Raw genomic sequence first — 16,900 nt, 5'->3', positions numbered from 1 at the left:
CGTGCCGCGCGACCTCAGAGGTTTGCGAAGGCACGGCGGTTTTGTTTGTGCGCTAGGGTTCTTGAGTTTTGCTTTCGGTTGAATGAAAACGGTTGGATAACGACTGGAAGGTTGACCGGTTTGCCTGCAGAACTTTCGCCGACGGAAGCCTTGGGGCTTTGGCATCGCGTATCCACGGCGCAGGTAACAGCCGATGCGCCGGATTTGACCTTGCGTCAGACCGCAATCCTGCTGCAGATTTATCTTGTGCCGCCGCCGCACACCGTCCGCGGGCTCGCCGCGATGCTGGGCGTGACCAAGCCGGTCATCACCCGCGCCCTCGACAGTCTCGGGGCACTCGGCCTAGTTGACAGGGTGCGGGACGAACGGGACAAGCGCAATGTTGTGATAAAACGCACGGTGGCAGGTGCGCTCTATCTGGAAAAATTCGGCGATCTGGTTATTGATCAGGCGCGCAAGATCTAACCTCTGGATGTGAAACCATGATGCTCGACCGCCGCCTGAATGTCTTCCGCTCCGATCTGGCCGATGAGAAACTGCAAGGCGTGGTTCAGGCCGAGCGTTTCGTCAGCGGTTCGCCCGCCCAAATCGCGGTCCCGGTGATTGGCCTGCGACCGACGCCGGACCTGGTCGCCGGCATCGACACGGAGCTTCTGTCTGGCGAAACCGTGCGCGTTTTCGACCGCGCGAATGGCTGGGCTTGGGTGCAGGCGGATGCGGATGGTTATGCCGGTTATGTGCCGGAGACGGCAATAGGCGATGTCGTTGCCGTCACCCACCGGGTGGTTGCGCCGCGCACCTTCCTCTATCCGGCTGCAGAATTGCGCAAACCGCCAGTCACGGCCCTTTCCATGGGCAGCCTGATCCGGATCGTCGGTGAGGCGGAGACACGCGGCACCCGCTACCTGCTGACCGAAAAAGGCGAGGGCATCATCGCCGCCCATTGCCAGCCAGCCGATGCCGCTCTTGAAGAAGACTATGTCGCGGTGGCCCTGCGCTTTATCGAAACACCTTATCTCTGGGGCGGACGCTCCGGATTCGGCATCGATTGTTCCGGCCTTGTGCAATTGTCCATGGCCATGACGGGTCGACGGGTCCTGCGCGATACCGACATGCAGGTGAAATCGCTCGGCGTGGAAATCGAGCGTGACGAGTTGCGCCGCGGCGATCTGGTTTTCTGGAAGGGCCATGTCGGCCTCATGGAAAACGAAGATACGCTGCTGCATGCCAATGGCCACACCATGAATGTCGCGCGCGAAAATCTCGATGCGGCCATCGAGCGCATTGGCTGGCTTTATGAGCAGCCGACGGCTTTCCGGCGTCTGGAAAGCTGAGACGGCGGCTTTCACGAAATTGTGCCTGCCCCGCCCTTTGTGCGAAGGCTGCCGACAGCCTACATCGGATGAATGATGGTACGGGACCGGCATCGATGAAGACAAAAACGGCGACACGATTGGCAGCGATCCTCACGGCGATTTTGGTGAGCGCTTCCGCTGGGGCGCAGACCGTTTATCAGAACGGATTTGCCCCGGCGCCCGACGCCTATGCGAACTTGCCCGGGGTCAAGGATCCGCGGACGCTGCAACCCAAGGTCCGTTATACCTGCCACAGCGAACTTGGTACGACGGGCTATTCACGGGGTCCTCACCGGGATGTTTTCGGAAGTCGTGGGCTTCCCGTTCAGGGTTACCGCTGCACCGATGAAAACGGCATTTCCAGCTTTGGCGGCAGAAATCCCGTCTCCAAGGATTGGTATCCTGGCATCAATCCTGTCGACCCGACCTTCTGAAGTAATATGACTTAAAGCGGCGTTTGCGCCGCCCGCACTCTGGACTTGTTGTCGCTTTTTCAGATAAATCTTTGACATGACAGGTTGATAATACTGCCGAGGTGCGGGGTGACGTCGGCCCTGCCGATGTTCTGGGCCGATGCTGGGGAATGCAAGCATGACGAAGACCGATATAGCAACCCGTGTCCACAATCACACCTGGAAACTCGATCCGATCGTCCGCAGCCTGATCGATACGGATTTCTACAAGCTGCTGATGTTGCAGATGATCTGGAAACTCTATCCGGAAGTCGATGCGACATTCTCCCTGATCAACCGCACCAAGACCGTGCGGCTGGCCGAAGAGATCGACGAGATGGAACTGCGCGAGCAGCTCGATCACGCGCGTACCCTGCGTCTCTCCAAGAAGGAGAATATCTGGCTTGCGGGTAACACCTTCTATGGCCGTTCGCAAATCTTCGAGCCGGAGTTCCTCTCCTGGCTTTCCAGCTATCAATTGCCGGAATATGAGCTTTTCAAGCGGGACGGTCAGTATGAGCTGAATTTCCACGGCCGCTGGATGGACACCACGCTGTGGGAGATACCCGCGCTGGCGATCATCAACGAGCTGCGTTCACGCAGCGCCATGCGCTCGCTCGGCTATTTCACGCTTGATGTTCTCTATGCGCGTGCAAAGGCCAAGATGTGGGAAAAGGTAGAGCGGCTGCGGGAACTGCCGGGCCTGCGCATTTCCGATTTCGGCACCCGCCGCCGTCACAGCTTCCTGTGGCAGCGCTGGTGCGTCGAGGCGCTGAAGGAAGGGATCGGGCCTGCCTTTACCGGCACGAGCAATGTCCTTCTTGCGATGGATTCCGACCTCGAGGCGGTCGGCACCAATGCGCATGAACTGCCAATGGTGGTTGCGGCGCTTGCCCAGACGAACGAGGAACTGGCCGCCGCGCCCTATCAGGTCCTGAAGGACTGGAACCGGCTTTACGGCGGCAACCTGCTGATCGTGCTGCCCGATGCTTTCGGCACCGCTGCTTTTCTGCGCAATGCCCCGGAATGGGTGGCGGACTGGACGGGTTTCCGTCCCGACAGCGCGCCGCCCATCGAGGGCGGGGAAAAGATCATCGACTGGTGGCAGAAGATGGGCCGCGACCCCCGCAAGAAGATGCTGATCTTTTCCGACGGTCTCGATGTCGATGCCATCATCGACACCTACAGGCATTTCGAAGGCCGGGTCCGTATGAGCTTTGGTTGGGGCACCAATCTGACCAATGATTTTGCCGGTTGCGCACCGAAGACCATCGCCAGCCTCAAGCCGATCTCCATCGTCTGCAAGGTCAGCGATGCCAATGGCCGTCCGGCGGTGAAGCTCTCCGACAATCCGCAGAAAGCGACGGGCGAACCGGCCGAAGTGGAGCGCTACCTGAAGTTCTTCGGCGAGGAAGACCACAAGGAACAGAAGGTTCTTGTCTGATTGAGGCAGGGCGCTCCGGTGAACGAAGCGCCCTTTGGCGTCACATCATCGGTGGCGTCAGTTCACTTCGCAAACTGGTGTGCGATGTAATGGAAGAGTGCTCTGATGCCCTGCGCCTCTCCACCGATCGACGAGTGATGCCGCTCGCTGAGTGACCAGCCGTAAATATCGAAATGTGCCCAGCGCTTCGTATTGGTGACGAAACGCTTGAGGAACAGGGCGGCGGTGATCGATCCGCCCATACCGCCAGACGGTGCGTTGGTGATATCGGCTGCGCGTGAGCGGATATCCTTGTCGTATCCCATGTAAAGCGGCATCCGCCACAGCGGATCGTCAGTATCGATGCTGGCTTCCGCGATATCATGGGCCAGATCGCTGTCATCGGTGTAAAAGGGCGGCAGATCCGGGCCGAGAGCGACGCGGGCCGCACCCGTCAGCGTTGCCATGTCGATCATAAGGTCTGGCGCGTCCTCGTCGGCGAAGGCCAGCGCATCCGCCAGAACGAGGCGGCCTTCGGCATCCGTATTGTCGATCTGGACCGTCAGCCCCTTGCGGCTTTTGTAGATATCGCCGGGGCGGAAGGCGTTGGAAGAGATCGAGTTTTCGACGGCGGGCACGAGGACGCGGAGATCGACCGGCAGCTTGGCGTCCATGATCATCAGTGCGAGACCGAGAACATTGGCAGCACCACCCATGTCCTTCTTCATCAGGGCCATGGAAGCGGCAGGTTTGATATCGAGACCGCCCGTGTCGAAGCAGACGCCCTTGCCGACAAGGGTCAGGCGGGGATTGCCCTTCTTGCCCCAGTTCATCTCCAGAAGACGCGGCGCGCTTTCGCTGGCGCGGCCGACGGCGTGGATCAACGGGAAGTTCTCCTTCAGCAGATCGTCGCCGGTGGTGACATTCACCTTTGCCTTGTAATGGGCGGCAAGCGCACGGAAGGCGATCTCAAGCTCGTCCGGCCCCATGTCGTTGGCTGGAACATTGATGAGATCTCGCGCAAGGAAAACGCCGGCCAGAATGCGCTTGATTTCGCCATCCTCGGCATCCTGCGGAATGAGAAGTTTGGCTCCGCTGGTCTTGGTGGTCTTGTATTTGTCGAAGCGGTAGCTCCCGAGCCCGAAACCGAGCGCCAGGCGATTGGCCGTCAAAGGCGCGGTCTCGACATGCCATTCGCCTTCAGGCAACTCACGGGCGAGCTTTCCGGTGATGAAGGGGACTTCGGACGGATTGCCGCCAAGGCCGAGAAGGACGCCCCCCAGCGAACCATCCGAAGAGGGGACGAGCAGTATGGCGCCTGCTTCCGCCTTGAAACCCGCTTTTTTCGCCCAGTCCAGTGCGACAGGATCGATGGCGCCCTGTTCGATATGGGCGGGCGTAACGGCAAAAACCGGCAGGGTGCTACCGGCTTTTGAGCTGAAAGGGGTCGGGCGTTCGATGAACTGATAGGGCGCCATGGTCTGCTTTCGTAACTGTCGAGAATCGGTGCGATTAACGCTCTGTTAGGGTTAACAGATTATTGCTTAAGCGAAAGTTGCGTCATGTGAGTCTGTCGTATGTCGGGCGCAAGATCGATAATTCTTGGGCGGGGGCGCTGCCATGACTGCATTTTCTTTGGGCGAGACCGGTCGGGCAGGGTTGCTGCGGGGAGCATGTCTCGCAGCGCTCGTTTTAGCCATCTCCGGATGCGCGAGCACAAACAAGCCGGACCGCATGTCGACCGGTTCCATTCCCGCCGCCACACGCTCCTATGACCAGATGAACATGGATCAGCTGCGGCAGGCGGAGGCGACGGCGGGTAAAGCCTATGAGCGCAGCCCCAAGGACAAGTCCACCGGCATGAACTATGCCAATGTGTTGATGATGACCGGCAAGAACACCCAGGCGCTTGCCGTGATGCAGCAGATCACCATCGCCAATCCGTCCGACCGCGAGGTCCTTGCCGCCTACGGAAAGGCGCAGGCGGCCTCGGGCCAGCTCGAACAGGCCCTTTCGACCATCCAGAGAGCCCAGACGCCTGACCGCCCAGACTGGCGGCTTTATTCCGCTGAAGGCGCGGTGCTTGATCAGCTTGGCCGGTCGAACGAGGCCCGCGCCAGATACAGGCAGGCGCTCGATCTCAAGCCCAACGATCCAAGCGTGCTTTCAAACCTCGGCATGTCCTATGTCCTGTCGAGCGATCCCCGTACCGCCGAGACATATCTGCAATCGGCCATCGCCCAGCCGGGTGCCGACAGCCGCGTCCGCCAGAACCTTGCACTTGTGGTCGGTCTTCAGGGACGTTTCGCGGAAGCCGAGCGCATCGCGGTTCAGGAACTCTCGCCGCAGCAGGCGCAGGCAAATCTGACCTATCTGCGTGCAATGCTTTCGCAGCAGAATTCCTGGCAGCAGCTGGCGAAAAAAGACAATAAGCCAGCCGGTTGATCCGCGTTGAGACGCCTTCATCGGTCTCGGGGCCAGCAAAAGATCGCCGCTCAATCTGTTGAGCGGCGTTTTACTTTGTCAGAAGGTGTCGAGCACCCTGATAATGGCCGGGCCGAGAATGACGGCTATAAGTACCGGCAGAAAAAATACGATCATCGGCACGGTCAGTTTTGGCGGCAGAGCCGCTGCTTTCTTCTCAGCTTCATTCATGCGCTCGTCCCGGCCTTCCTGCGCCAGAACGCGCAGCGCCTGAGCTAGCGGCGTGCCGTATCGTTCCGCTTGAATGAGCGCCTGCACCACGCTTTTGACACCGTCCAGCTGCGTGCGCATGCCGAAATTTTCAAGTGCAATTCGTCTGTCCTGAAGGAAGGAAAGCTCCGCTGTCGTCAGCATCATTTCTTCTGCCAGTTCGGGTGACTGCTCGCCCATTTCTTCCGCGACACGACGCATCGCGGCCTCCATCGACACACCGGATTCGATGCAGATCAGCATCAGATCCAACGCATCCGGCCAAGCGCGCTTGATCGAGGCCTGCCGCTTGTTCATGGCGTTCGAAACGTAGATATTGGGCGCGTAAAAACCGATATAACCGAAGATCAGAACAGCCATCAGCCTGACAATAAAAGCTTTATCTGCCAGGTTTCCAAGAACGAAGACCCAGGTAAAGGCTACGGCAAGAAACGCGAATGGTAGCAAGAACCGTGCGGCAAGAAAGGTGTTAAGTGCATTCTGTGAACGAAAACCCGCTGCGCGCAGCTTGGTCATGGTGTTCGCGTCCGCGAGTGCTTCCTGGAGATTGAATTTTTCGACGATGCGGCGCGCGGATTTATTATTGCTGCCGCGCAGGGACGTTTTTCCATCTTTCGAGACGGTCGCAATGCGTTCGCGCTCCCGACTGCGAATAAAATCGCGCTCCGACGACACGGCCTTCATACGCTTGGCGAAGTCCTTCCGCTCGAAGAACGGCATGATGAGCGTGTAGAGGGTGGCGAAAACCGCAAGCATGACCAAAACAGCGATGATTGTTTGCGGATCCGTCAGGCTCGAAAGAAGTTTTCCCGTCATGCCCGCGCCCTCAAATATCGAAATTGATCATTTGGCGCATGATGAAAATCCCGATCAGCATCCAGATACCGGATGCTCCGAGAATGATGTGTCCGCGCAAGTCGGTGAAGAGTACCGACAGATAGTCGGGCGATGTGAAGTGCACCAGCAGCATGACGATGAAAGGCAGCGCGCCGATGATGACCGCCGACGCTTTCGCCTCCATCGAAAGAGCATTCACCTTGGCGCGCATCTTCTTGCGATCACGCAAAACTTTTGAAAGATTGGACAGCGCTTCCGAAAGATTACCGCCTGCCTGCGCCTGAATGTTGATGACGGTGCCAAAGAAGCTCACCTCGAAAAGGGGCATGGTCAGCATCATGCGTTCGATCGCCTGCGGAATGCTGATGCCGACCTGCTGCGCATCGACAACGCGCTGGAACTCTGTTTTCACCGGCTCCTGCCCATCTGACGCGATCAATCGCACGGCGTCGTTCAGCGGCAGGCCGGACTTGATCGAACGGCACATGACGTCCAGTGCATTTGGGAATTCCTCGAGGAATTTTTTCTGTCGGCGCTTGAGAAGAAACGCCAATCCCCATCGTGGCAGCCCTAACGCCACGACGGCCCCTATGAGCAGGCCGATGAGCGGTGACAGGCCGTAAAGAATGGCCATTAAACAGGCAAAGACCGCCGCGCCTACGCTCAGCAGGTGGAATTTCCGAACTGAAATCTGTAGGCCGGCCTGAACGAGCTTGTCGCGCAAACTGACATTCTTTGCCTTTTTTGCCTTTTCATTTTGTTTCTTTTCCATATCCCGCAGGCTGTCCTGCATGGATTTGCGGCGCTTGCCGAGCTCCTGAACGCGGTCCCGAGCAGCCTTGATGTTAGCGTGATCGGTTTCGGCGGCCTTAACCCGTTTGACGCGGCTGGTGGTCTTTTTCTCGACCTCTATCTGCTGAAAAAGAAAGGCGTAAGCCAGCGCCCCTGCCGAAATGGCGACAAGTACGGCCAGCAACACGATCGTGGGGTCCATGGCAGTCGCCTTCCCTTAGGATGTCTTTTCCATTTCATCGAGCGCGGCCGCCAGACGTTTTTCCTCACCGTAGTAGCGCGCGCGATCCCAGAAATGAGGTTTGCTGATACCCGTGGAGACGTGTTTGCCGATCAGCCTGCCTTGCGCGTCCTCACCTTCGATTTCGTATCGCATCAGGTCCTGGGTCACGATGACATCGCCTTCCATGCCGATCACTTCAGTGATCTGAGTTATCCGGCGTGAGCCATCGCGCAGGCGTGCGGCCTGAACAACAATGTCAATCGATCCCGAGATGATTTCCCGCACGGTTTTCGCCGGGAGAGTGAAGCCGCCCATGGCGATCATCGATTCGATACGGCTGAGGCATTCGCGCGGCGTATTGGCGTGGATCGTTCCCATTGAACCGTCGTGACCGGTATTCATAGCCTGCAGAAGGTCGAACACCTCCGATCCGCGCACTTCGCCGACGATGATGCGTTCGGGGCGCATACGAAGGCAGTTCTTGACCAGATCACGCATGGTGATCTCGCCTTCGCCTTCGATATTCGGCGGGCGTGTCTCGAGCCTCACCACATGCGGCTGCTGAAGCTGCAGTTCGGCTGTGTCCTCGCAGGTGATGACGCGTTCATCCTTGTCGATGAAGCTGGTCAGGCAATTGAGAAGCGTGGTTTTGCCGGAGCCAGTGCCGCCCGAGATGACAATATTGCAGCGGACGCGACCGATGATCTTGAGCAACGTCGCGCCTTCGGGCGTGATCGCGCCAAAACGCACGAGCTGGTCAAGCGTGAGCTTGTCCTTCTTGAATTTTCGGATCGTAAGCGCTGGGCCGTCGATGGCGAGAGGCGGTGCGATGACGTTGACGCGCGACCCATCCGGCAGGCGGGCGTCGCAGATCGGGCTCGATTCGTCGACACGTCGTCCAACCTGGCTGACGATGCGCTGGCAGATGGAAAGCAACTGGCTATTGTCGCGAAAGCGGATATCGGACTCGATGGTTTTGCCGCCGACTTCGATGAAGGTCTGGCCGGAGCCGTTGACCATGATATCGGCAATGTCGTCGCGTGCGAGAAGCGGTTCCAGCGGCCCGTAGCCAAGGACGTCGTTGCAGATGTCTTCGAGCAGTTCTTCCTGCTCGGCGATCGACATCGCAAAACTTTTGATCGTGATGATGTCGTTGACAATATCACGGATTTCCTCGCGCGCGCTCTCCGCATCGAGCTTGGCGAGTTGCGAAAGGTCGATTGTATCGATGAGCGCGGAAAACACCTGGCTCTTGGTGTTGTAATAATCTTCAGTGCGGGCACGTTTTTTCTGCGGCGACTGCGCAGCTGCTTGTGCCTGTCGCGTTGCTGGCGATTGGCCGGGCTCAAGAGTATCTATTGCCGACGGCCGGGGCTCGGATATGGTCGGCGCCGGCGTGGTGGCAGGTGCGACAAAATCCGGCTTTGTGACTCTGGCTGGGCCTTCGGGCCCGCGTTTTCCGAACATCGGCTTTTCCGTCTATAGGCGCGAAGAGAAGACCTATTTGCGCTTGAGAATATTCTTGAGCTTGTCCAGACCGCCACGCTTGCTTTTGCGCAGGACGGCGCGGCCGGTGATGGTATGGGCGATTTGCGAGAAAGTTTCCGCGATCTGGGATTTCTCATCCATCTCGCTGATCATGCGTCCGCTGTTGGCAGCGTTTCCGAACAGCTGGGTATCGAATGGAATGATCGCGATCGGCTCTATTTCCAGCGGGTCGAGGAAATCCGCCGGAGCGATTTCCGGACGTTTCGGCATGCCGACCTGATTGAGAACGAGATGCGGCAACTTATCGTTGGGCCTCAATTTTATCAGCGCGTCGAACAGGTTTTTCGTATTGCGCAGATTTGCGAGATCCGGAACGGCCGTAATCACGACCTCGTCAGCTTCCGCAAGAACCGCCCGTGTCCAGTCGCACCATTGATGGGGAAGGTCGAGAACCGCGACGGGGGCACTGCGCTGCAAAACCTCCAGGATCGGCAGAAAAGCCTGGCGGTCGAGATCATAGGTCCTGTCAAGGAGAGACGGTGCCGCCAGCAGCGACAGATGGTCGGAACATTTCGTCAGGAGACGGTCGAGAAACACCTCGTCCAGTCGTTCCGGCGAAAACACTGCTTCCGCCATGCCTTGGGCGGGGTCCTGATCGAAGTCGATATTGGCCGTACCATAGGCAAGATCCATGTCCGCCAGAATGGTTTCGGTGGAAAACAGGGTCGAAATGCCGAAAGCGCAATTATGCGCAATCGTCGACGATCCAACCCCACCTTTGGCGCCGATGAAAGCGATGTTGCGGCCGAGCGGCTCCGCCTCCGGATCGACAAAGATCGTTGCGATCGAGGCCAGCAGATCGGCCATATTGACCGGGGCGACAAGATATTCGGAAATGCCGTTGCGGATGAGATCGCGATAAAGCGTGATGTCATTGTGCCGGCCGACGATGATGACACGGGTGGAGGGGTCGCAAACCTCCGCCAGAGGTGCAAGATCGTCCAGCAGCGAAGCCGGTGAGCTTGTTGTTTCGAGAACGATGAGATTTGGGGTGGGAGAAGACGAAAACATCGTCGCCGCTGCGTTGATATCTCCCTTGGTTACCCGCAGGGTAACCTTGCTCATGCGCCTGTCACCGGACAATGCGTCCATGACACCCTGCATGTTTTCGCTGACGCAGAAAGCATGAACGGATATGCGGGGCAGCGGCCGCAGGCGATCCATATCCCCGGCACGGAGAGGCTGTGCTTCTGCTCCGTCGCTTGATTTTATATCGTATTCTACCGCGCTCATCGTCTTTCCTGCCGTGACAATTGTTGGAACCACATCAGTCTGCCGTCGCCGTGCTTTTGCCCTGACGATAAGTATCGATAACCACAGCGCGGCGTTCGGCATCAATCGGGCTCATGCCACGCGGACCAACGAGGTCCATGGGATTGGCCACCTGTGCCGCGAGATTGCTCTGGGAAGCGCACCCGAAGTTGTACCAGTTCTTGTTTGCGAAACTATTGTCCGAAAGGTCTTCGGGCCACTGGCCGCACTGTCCGGTCATCGCGGTGACGGCGACATAGCTTAGGCGGATCGGCGCGGCATCGCCATTTGGGGATGCCGCGTAACGCGTTTCCATAATCTTGCTCGACGGTACACCCGCACCGGAAAGCGTGGAGCGGATCTGCTTCGCCATCCTTGATGCCGATGCTGAATTGGCTGATCCTGATGGCATCTGAATATTGATGACACCCGTCGACATCGACGCATAATTCTGCGCGAAACCGCGGACATTGTCCGCCATTGCCGTGGTCAGCCGGCTGTCGCTTGCCGCAACCGGAATATCCAGCGAATGCTCCGCCTCCGACAGCGTGATCGGATGGCGGGTGCGGTAGTCATCGGGGATGGCATTGGTCGTCAACGGGTCACGCGCGCAGCCTTGCAACAGGCTGGCCGTGAGCGCCGCCATTGCGACGAAACCGGCTCGTCGGCCGGAAAACGTGAGGGAAAAAGAGGAAGAGGTTTCCTGCATGACATTTCCTGCCCGGGTAGAGCTTTTTCTGGAGAAGGGATTTGGTGCGCGTGTCGTCATTTGTAGATGAACCCCACTGATCCCTGGTATGGAGCCGCCTGAACCTGATCCTTGCGGCCATAGACCTTGTTGACGCGGTTCATGAAATACATGGCTGCATCGTTTTCCGGGTTGAAGTTGTCATCCGGCCGGGCGATCTGATTGCGGGCAATTGGCCGCACCAGATATGGCGTTGCAATGATGACCAGTTCCGTCTCGTTGCGGATAAAGTCCTTGCTACGGAAAAGCGTGCCGAAAATCGGGATCTTTGACATGCCCGGAAGTCCCGACATGGCCTGGCGTATATTGTCTTGAACCAGACCGGCGATCACGATCGAGCCGCCGGAGGGAAGCTCGACAGTTGTGGAGGTTTCGCGCTTGCGAACCGATAGATAGGTCGAACCCGGGGCGTTCCGCCCAAAGTTCCCGGTCACCATGTTGCCTTCATAGGTTGGTTCGGAAACATTTGTCTCGATCTTCAGGCTTATTCTTCCGGGTGAAAGTACGACCGGTCTGAAGTTCAACGTAATCCCATAGTCGACCGTTTCTGTTTCGCGGGTGATTTTACCTGCCATCCCCGTTAGCTTGTCGGCCTCCACCTCTTGTTCTCTGGCAATCCGGAAATCGCCTCCGACATAAAACTTCGCCTGTTCGCCGGAAATCGCTGTCAGGCTCGGCTCCGCCAGGGTGCGCATGACACCTGCCTGCTCCATGGCATTGAGATAGGAGGCGAATTTGAGCGAGCCGATTGAACCGGTGGCTATCCGCGAGGCGGTGTCGATAGCGTTTCCAAGATTGGAAGGATTTGCAAACTCGAAGCCGTTATTGCCTGAGCCGATAGAGCCACTGAAGCCAAGCTGCTTCAGCACCTGCCGGCTGACTTCGGCAACAGTCACCTTCAACGTTACCTGGTCTTCACCCTCGATCGTCAGCATGTTGACGATTTGTGACGTCTGGCGGTTTTCGGCAAAAATCGCCGCGTCGCCGCCATTGTCGCCGCCGGTGAGCGATATATTGCGGGTGGTGGCTTCGCCGCCTTTCAGAAACGCTTCGGCAAGTTGTACGGCGCGTGCCGAATCCTGTGGTGTACGTACCGTTCCGGTAAGAACGATATTGTCCGAGACGATCTCGATCTTTATGTCGGATTCAGGAATGAAACGGCGAATATTGGCTTCGAGGCCGGCAATATCCCGCTCGACCTCAAGATCAAGGCTTACGATTTCGCGACCGCCGTCGCCAAAGATGAAAATATTGGTTTGCCCAACCGTTTTCCCGAAGAGATAAATGCGTCTGGATGTGCGCGTGACGGCATCGGCAAGGCTCGGATCCGCAACGAGAATGTCATGTGCATCTTCCGGCAGATCGATGACCAGCGCCTTGTTCAGACCCAGCTTCAGGCGCTTGCGAATACCAGTTCCGCTGTCGGTGATCCGCACTATGCTGGCGCTTTGCGCTTCGGCTTCACTGACACGCAGAAATTCAGGCGACTGCTGACCTGGAATGCCGGAAAAAGCCACGCAAAATGCAAGGCCACCCGCCATAGACGAACGCAGATGTTTTTTTAGACGCTTTGTCATGGCTTCGCCGGTCATTGTGATGCTCCTTGACTGCCCTTGATGATCGAGCCGGATTTGATCACCTGAATTTCCGGTTGACCCGCGCCGCCATTGAGAAGATAGCCGGCTGAAAGCGTGTCGTTTTCCTGCGCATCGGCGACTGAGCGCAAGGCAAGGGTGAGACGGTCCGCCATCTGTTGCGCCACCGTTATGATCTTGGCTTGTTCGGGGGTCAGTTCCAGTGTCGCGGTTGCGCCGACAACGGCGGTTTTGCCGTCTTCGCCTTCCTTGATCTGTTGGTCGATCGCCAGCACGCGGACGTTATTGAGAACATTCTCCGTCAAAAAGCTGCCGGTATCGCCCTTGCGGACCATGATGACATCGACGCGATCATTCGGCAGTACGAAACCACCGGCACCCGTCGAGACGGAAATCTCGGTCGCCACTGCACGTTTTCCTGCCGGCAAAAGCGACGACATGATGCGGGTGCTGGAATCAACCACTTTTTCCGGCCGAACCGGTTCGCCCTCGAACAGCGGCAGCCGCACGACGGCACCGGAAAGCTCTGTTATGGCGTTCGGACTTTTCGCTTCTGTTATGAAACTGTCGATGACATTGCCCTGCGGCCAAGGCGTCCAGCGCACCGAACTGTCATTCAGGCGGCTGCCAACGGGCAGGTTGACCGAGGAAACGAGAACGTTCACCGTCGGCTCTTTCTGAATGATGGTTTCCGCTTTCTCGATGACCTGCTTGGTACCAGAAATTCGCATGGCGACGAGGCCGGCAAGACCGGCAGCCACCAAAGCAACGGATAGAATAACAATACGCGACGGTTTCATGCTCGATCCTTGAGGGAATCAGATTCTTCTCCCCTCAGGATAACGCGTGATTGGTATAATTATAGTTAATATTGTGCTTGGATTTGTGGTTAACGCGCCTTTAATTCCTGCCCGCGAAGTAGTTCGTCAGGAAAGACTGGCGATAGCAGCTTTTACAAGCGGTGCTTCACCATAGGTTAAAAGCCCGGCAATGGCGATGCCAATGCCATAGGGAATCCTTTTCGCCACGAGCAGGGAGTCCGGAATGGGAATGCCGATCACCATGATTTCCTGCGAGCGTGATCGCAAAAGCAGAATGCAAAGCGTCAACACACCGCCGACGAGGGTTACTGAAAGCAGAAATTCTATCAGGGAGATGTTGAAACCATACCAGACGGCTGCCGCGGTCAGCAGCTTGGCATCTCCTCCGCCCATGACATTTGCCGCAAAGAGCGCGAAACAGGCAAAAAAGACAGCGGCTGCGGCGGCAAGGCTCATTGCGAAAGTCTGCCAGTCCATGCCGGAAAAGGGTGCGACCACAAAAAAAGAGAGTAACAGGATAAGCGGTATCCGGTTGGGTATGGTCATGCTTAAGAGGTCTGTAAATGCCGCGAAAGCAAGGCAGAGCGGGAGCGTCAGGAAAATGGCAGCTATAACCATGAAGAAGACTCCGCTTTATTCGATTGGTGTCAGGCGCATTGCGCATGCATTCACTACAATACGAAAATGCCGCTCATGGATTTGAGCGGCATTCCGAGTTCAAGCATTTACAACGATTAGAACGTTGTCTGCCGAGCGGTCTGCATCGTTGTACCAATGCCGTCGAACAGCTGGTCGAGCTGTGTGCCAACCATTCCTGCGCCGCCCACGATGGCAACGGAAAGCAGGGCGGCGATCAGGCCGTATTCGATTGCAGTGGCACCGGATTCATCTTTAAAGAAACGAGCAAAAATCTTGGTCATGGGGTCTCTCCTAACTCTGTGTTTGGTTCAGCACGCCGACAACTTGTTTTCCGTTGTTCGGTTGCGATCAAACTACAGCCGAGCGATTTCCAAGCACTTAAAAAATAGGATTAATTCGAAGTAAACGGCAGGTTGAGTTTCCTTTGGTAAATAAAAATAAAAGTTATTTTATACATTTCTATATTTACCTATAAACAGATATATTCCGCCGTTGGTCGTTTCTCGTTCTTGGCCTGATAATGTCTACATGAGACACGGATGTTCAGTTTTGGCGCGGTTGGCAAAAAGCGAAAGAATGCTAGAGTATGGCGAATGGTTACTATTCGCACTATGGATTCCCGCCATTTAACACTTCATTCACTAAAACCCCGCATTCTATGGGACATTAGAGTGCGGGTAGTGAGCAGGGGCCAAACGCGTGTCATCGGGAAAACTGGCGAAAATTGTGGTCGGCGTGTCCGTCATCCTGGCAGGAGCGCTTCAGCCCGTTTTTGCTCAGGACGGCATATTGCGTGTTTCGATGAATCACGCCCGTGTCCTTCGTCTTGACCGTCCCGTGAGCAAGGTTATCGTTGGTAACTCGAAAGTCGCGGATGCCACGGTAGCGGACGCCACCACGATCGTGCTGACCGGCCGCAGCTTCGGCACGACAAATCTCGTTCTTCTCGATGCCGAAGGTAATCCGATCGTGGACGAACGCATTCTCGTTTCCATTGATGAAGGCAATACGGTTCGTGTGTTCCGCCAGACGGAGCGGACCGTGCTTTCCTGTACGCCCAATTGCGAGCAGCATTCGCAAAATAGTGGCGATAAAGACACCCAGCCGTAAAGCCGGCTTACGTCTAACTCAACACCAACAATAGAGTGCGATTCCGCATGCGAAAACAGCGAGCTTTTTGTCCAGAGTGACAAAGGCGGCTTCGTATGCGTCATGGGTATTTTGCGAGGAAAATCGGCGCTGAACTTCAGCAAAACGAAAAACCGCAACATCTTCCCCTGCGTTCTGCAGGAGGACTGAATGTTGCTGTTTTTCGTCTAAGTATTTGATCTGGCTAAGATCAAAAATGGAATGGTGCCCAGAAGAGGACTCGAACCTCCACACCCTTTCGAGTACCAGCACCTGAAGCTGGCGCGTCTACCAATTCCGCCATCTGGGCGACGGAGAGCGATGTACGAGGGCAGCCGCCCGGTGTCAACAGACTTTTTGAACTTTTATGACGATCATTGATTTTAAAGGGAAAAAACTTGGTTGAGTGCTGTTGAAACATTTTGCCGCATCAATTGTCGAGCCCTTCGTGCTTCGTCTTGTCGACGTGACCGAGGTCGCGCTCCGGGTCGATGACATCGCGGATTCTCTGTTTGAGTTCTTTTGGACCCGGAAAACCGCCATCGCGCTTGCGCTCCCATATGATCTCGCCGTTAACGGCAATCTCGAACAGGCCGCCCGTTGAGGGAACAAGGCTGACTTCGCCAATGTCGGAAGCGAAGGTTTGCAAAATCTCCTGCGCCATCCATCCGGCGCGAAGCAGCCAGTTACATTGGGTGCAGTAGCGGATGGCTATGTGAGGTTTGGTCTCGGTCATCATTATGTCTCCTTCAGCGCGCGGTCACGACAATGTCAACTATAACACTCATGTTTTTACCTGCCAGATGCTTGTTCTTATCATGCAGCTTTGCCAACAGATAAGGCATCGAAGGCTGAAACGTGGAGATCCTATGGCCCAGTTCGACAATAATCGTCAGCGTCTTTTCGTTCCGGCGGTCGCACCGCTTTATAACTCCACGCATGATCTGGTGGAGACCGTTCTGCGTGTGACGGCAGGACTTCTTCTTGTCACCCATGGCTTCGGTAAGATCCTCAACCCGTTTGGGGCGGTCGGCATGGTGGAGAGCCTTGGTTTTTACCCCGGCGTCTTCTGGTCGCCGCTGCTGGCTGCCACGGAATTTTTCGGCGGCATTCTGGTGGCTATCGGCCTGTTCACGCGGCCGGCTTCCTTCGCTGCGATGATTGTTCTTCTGGTGACGGTCTATTTTCATGGCATCGTAAAGGCGGAAGGCCTGGGCGGCGCGGAAAAGTCGATCCTCTGGGCGGCAATATTCCTGTTCTTTGCGGTTCGCGGTGGCAACCGGCATTCCGCCGACGCGAAACTGTCCGGGAGTTCTGAGGCGCAGAAGGCCGGGCTTGTTGCCCCATTGGTGTAGCGCCTCTTGAAAAACCGGTTTTCTCATGGTGAAGGTGGA

The 16,900-nt window shown here is 56.7% G+C and carries 18 protein-coding genes and 1 tRNA gene; 7 read left to right on the top strand and 12 right to left on the bottom strand.

Annotated elements, in window-relative coordinates:
* Nucleotides 1-120: 120 nt before the first annotated feature.
* The 4 genes from G3A56_RS10465 (at nt 121) to pncB (ending at nt 3,251) form a co-directional block, all read left to right on the top strand.
* Nucleotides 121-465: a MarR family winged helix-turn-helix transcriptional regulator gene (locus tag G3A56_RS10465; protein ID WP_082184566.1), complete on the top strand. Its 345-nt coding sequence runs from the start codon at nt 121-123 to the stop codon at nt 463-465.
* A gap of 17 nt (nt 466-482) precedes the next feature.
* Nucleotides 483-1,334 carry a C40 family peptidase gene (locus G3A56_RS10460; protein ID WP_082183476.1) on the top strand — a complete coding sequence of 284 codons (852 nt, stop codon included), beginning with the start codon at nt 483-485 and terminating at the stop codon, nt 1,332-1,334.
* 95 nt (nt 1,335-1,429) lie between these two features.
* Nucleotides 1,430-1,789, top strand: a complete 360-nt coding sequence (locus tag G3A56_RS10455; RefSeq protein ID WP_035241962.1) for a hypothetical protein — start codon at nt 1,430-1,432, stop codon at nt 1,787-1,789.
* Nucleotides 1,790-1,946: 157 nt separating this feature from the next.
* Nucleotides 1,947-3,251, top strand: a complete 1,305-nt coding sequence (gene pncB / locus G3A56_RS10450) for a nicotinate phosphoribosyltransferase (RefSeq protein ID WP_003493257.1) — start codon at nt 1,947-1,949, stop codon at nt 3,249-3,251.
* Nucleotides 3,252-3,313: 62 nt separating this feature from the next.
* Here the strand turns inward: pncB and G3A56_RS10445 are convergent, their stop codons facing one another.
* Nucleotides 3,314-4,708 carry a leucyl aminopeptidase family protein gene (locus tag G3A56_RS10445; RefSeq protein ID WP_082183477.1) on the bottom strand — a complete coding sequence of 465 codons (1,395 nt, stop codon included), beginning with the start codon at nt 4,706-4,708 and terminating at the stop codon, nt 3,314-3,316.
* Between the two features lie 256 nt (nt 4,709-4,964).
* On the opposite strand from G3A56_RS10445, the gene G3A56_RS10440 reads away from it, so the two are divergent.
* Nucleotides 4,965-5,675 carry a tetratricopeptide repeat protein gene (locus G3A56_RS10440; protein ID WP_003493261.1) on the top strand — a complete coding sequence of 237 codons (711 nt, stop codon included), beginning with the start codon at nt 4,965-4,967 and terminating at the stop codon, nt 5,673-5,675.
* Between the two features lie 78 nt (nt 5,676-5,753).
* On the opposite strand, the gene G3A56_RS10435 is transcribed toward G3A56_RS10440, so the two are convergent.
* From G3A56_RS10435 to G3A56_RS10395, 9 genes are all read right to left on the bottom strand, one after another.
* Nucleotides 5,754-6,740: a type II secretion system F family protein gene (locus tag G3A56_RS10435; protein WP_003493262.1), complete on the bottom strand. Its 987-nt coding sequence runs from the start codon at nt 6,738-6,740 to the stop codon at nt 5,754-5,756.
* Nucleotides 6,741-6,750: 10 nt separating this feature from the next.
* Nucleotides 6,751-7,755, bottom strand: a complete 1,005-nt coding sequence (locus tag G3A56_RS10430) for a type II secretion system F family protein (protein WP_082183479.1) — start codon at nt 7,753-7,755, stop codon at nt 6,751-6,753.
* Between the two features lie 15 nt (nt 7,756-7,770).
* Nucleotides 7,771-9,243, bottom strand: coding sequence for a TadA family conjugal transfer-associated ATPase (locus G3A56_RS10425; RefSeq protein WP_082183481.1), 1,473 nt, complete (start codon nt 9,241-9,243; stop codon nt 7,771-7,773).
* Between the two features lie 33 nt (nt 9,244-9,276).
* Nucleotides 9,277-10,557, bottom strand: a complete 1,281-nt coding sequence (locus tag G3A56_RS10420) for a CpaE/TadZ family protein (protein WP_082183482.1) — start codon at nt 10,555-10,557, stop codon at nt 9,277-9,279.
* A 34-nt stretch (nt 10,558-10,591) separates the two neighbouring features.
* Nucleotides 10,592-11,284, bottom strand: coding sequence for a CpaD family pilus assembly protein (locus G3A56_RS10415; RefSeq protein ID WP_082183484.1), 693 nt, complete (start codon nt 11,282-11,284; stop codon nt 10,592-10,594).
* Between the two features lie 56 nt (nt 11,285-11,340).
* The gene (locus tag G3A56_RS10410; RefSeq protein WP_082183485.1) at nt 11,341-12,915 is read right to left on the bottom strand and encodes a type II and III secretion system protein family protein; all 1,575 of its coding nucleotides are present in this window, start codon (nt 12,913-12,915) and stop codon (nt 11,341-11,343) included.
* A complete protein-coding gene (gene cpaB, locus G3A56_RS10405; RefSeq protein WP_082183486.1) occupies nt 12,912-13,718 on the bottom strand; it encodes a Flp pilus assembly protein CpaB in 807 nt (268 codons plus the stop codon). The genes G3A56_RS10410 and cpaB overlap by 4 nt, the downstream gene beginning before the upstream one ends.
* Nucleotides 13,719-13,844: 126 nt before the next feature.
* A complete protein-coding gene (locus G3A56_RS10400) occupies nt 13,845-14,357 on the bottom strand; it encodes an A24 family peptidase (protein WP_082183487.1) in 513 nt (170 codons plus the stop codon).
* A gap of 116 nt (nt 14,358-14,473) precedes the next feature.
* Nucleotides 14,474-14,659 carry a Flp family type IVb pilin gene (locus G3A56_RS10395; protein WP_082183489.1) on the bottom strand — a complete coding sequence of 62 codons (186 nt, stop codon included), beginning with the start codon at nt 14,657-14,659 and terminating at the stop codon, nt 14,474-14,476.
* A 418-nt stretch (nt 14,660-15,077) separates the two neighbouring features.
* On the opposite strand from G3A56_RS10395, the gene G3A56_RS10390 reads away from it, so the two are divergent.
* The gene (locus G3A56_RS10390) at nt 15,078-15,488 is read left to right on the top strand and encodes a pilus assembly protein N-terminal domain-containing protein (protein ID WP_164056362.1); all 411 of its coding nucleotides are present in this window, start codon (nt 15,078-15,080) and stop codon (nt 15,486-15,488) included.
* Between the two features lie 241 nt (nt 15,489-15,729).
* Here the strand turns inward: G3A56_RS10390 and G3A56_RS10385 are convergent.
* Nucleotides 15,730-15,816: transfer RNA gene (locus G3A56_RS10385), tRNA-Leu, on the bottom strand.
* A gap of 120 nt (nt 15,817-15,936) precedes the next feature.
* On the bottom strand, nt 15,937-16,242 hold the full coding sequence (locus G3A56_RS10380) for an Rdx family protein (RefSeq protein ID WP_035241964.1): 306 nt from the start codon (nt 16,240-16,242) through the stop codon (nt 15,937-15,939).
* Between the two features lie 133 nt (nt 16,243-16,375).
* Between G3A56_RS10380 and G3A56_RS10375 the strand changes: the two genes are divergently transcribed.
* Nucleotides 16,376-16,861: a DoxX family protein gene (locus G3A56_RS10375; protein ID WP_164056361.1), complete on the top strand. Its 486-nt coding sequence runs from the start codon at nt 16,376-16,378 to the stop codon at nt 16,859-16,861.
* Nucleotides 16,862-16,900 lie beyond the last annotated feature (39 nt).

It is taken from the genome of Rhizobium oryzihabitans, from assembly GCF_010669145.1.
Taxonomy (GTDB): Bacteria; Pseudomonadota; Alphaproteobacteria; order Rhizobiales; family Rhizobiaceae; genus Agrobacterium; species Agrobacterium oryzihabitans.
The sequence above is the reverse complement of the archived record's forward strand: the minus strand, read 5'-3'. Positions and strand labels throughout refer to the sequence as shown.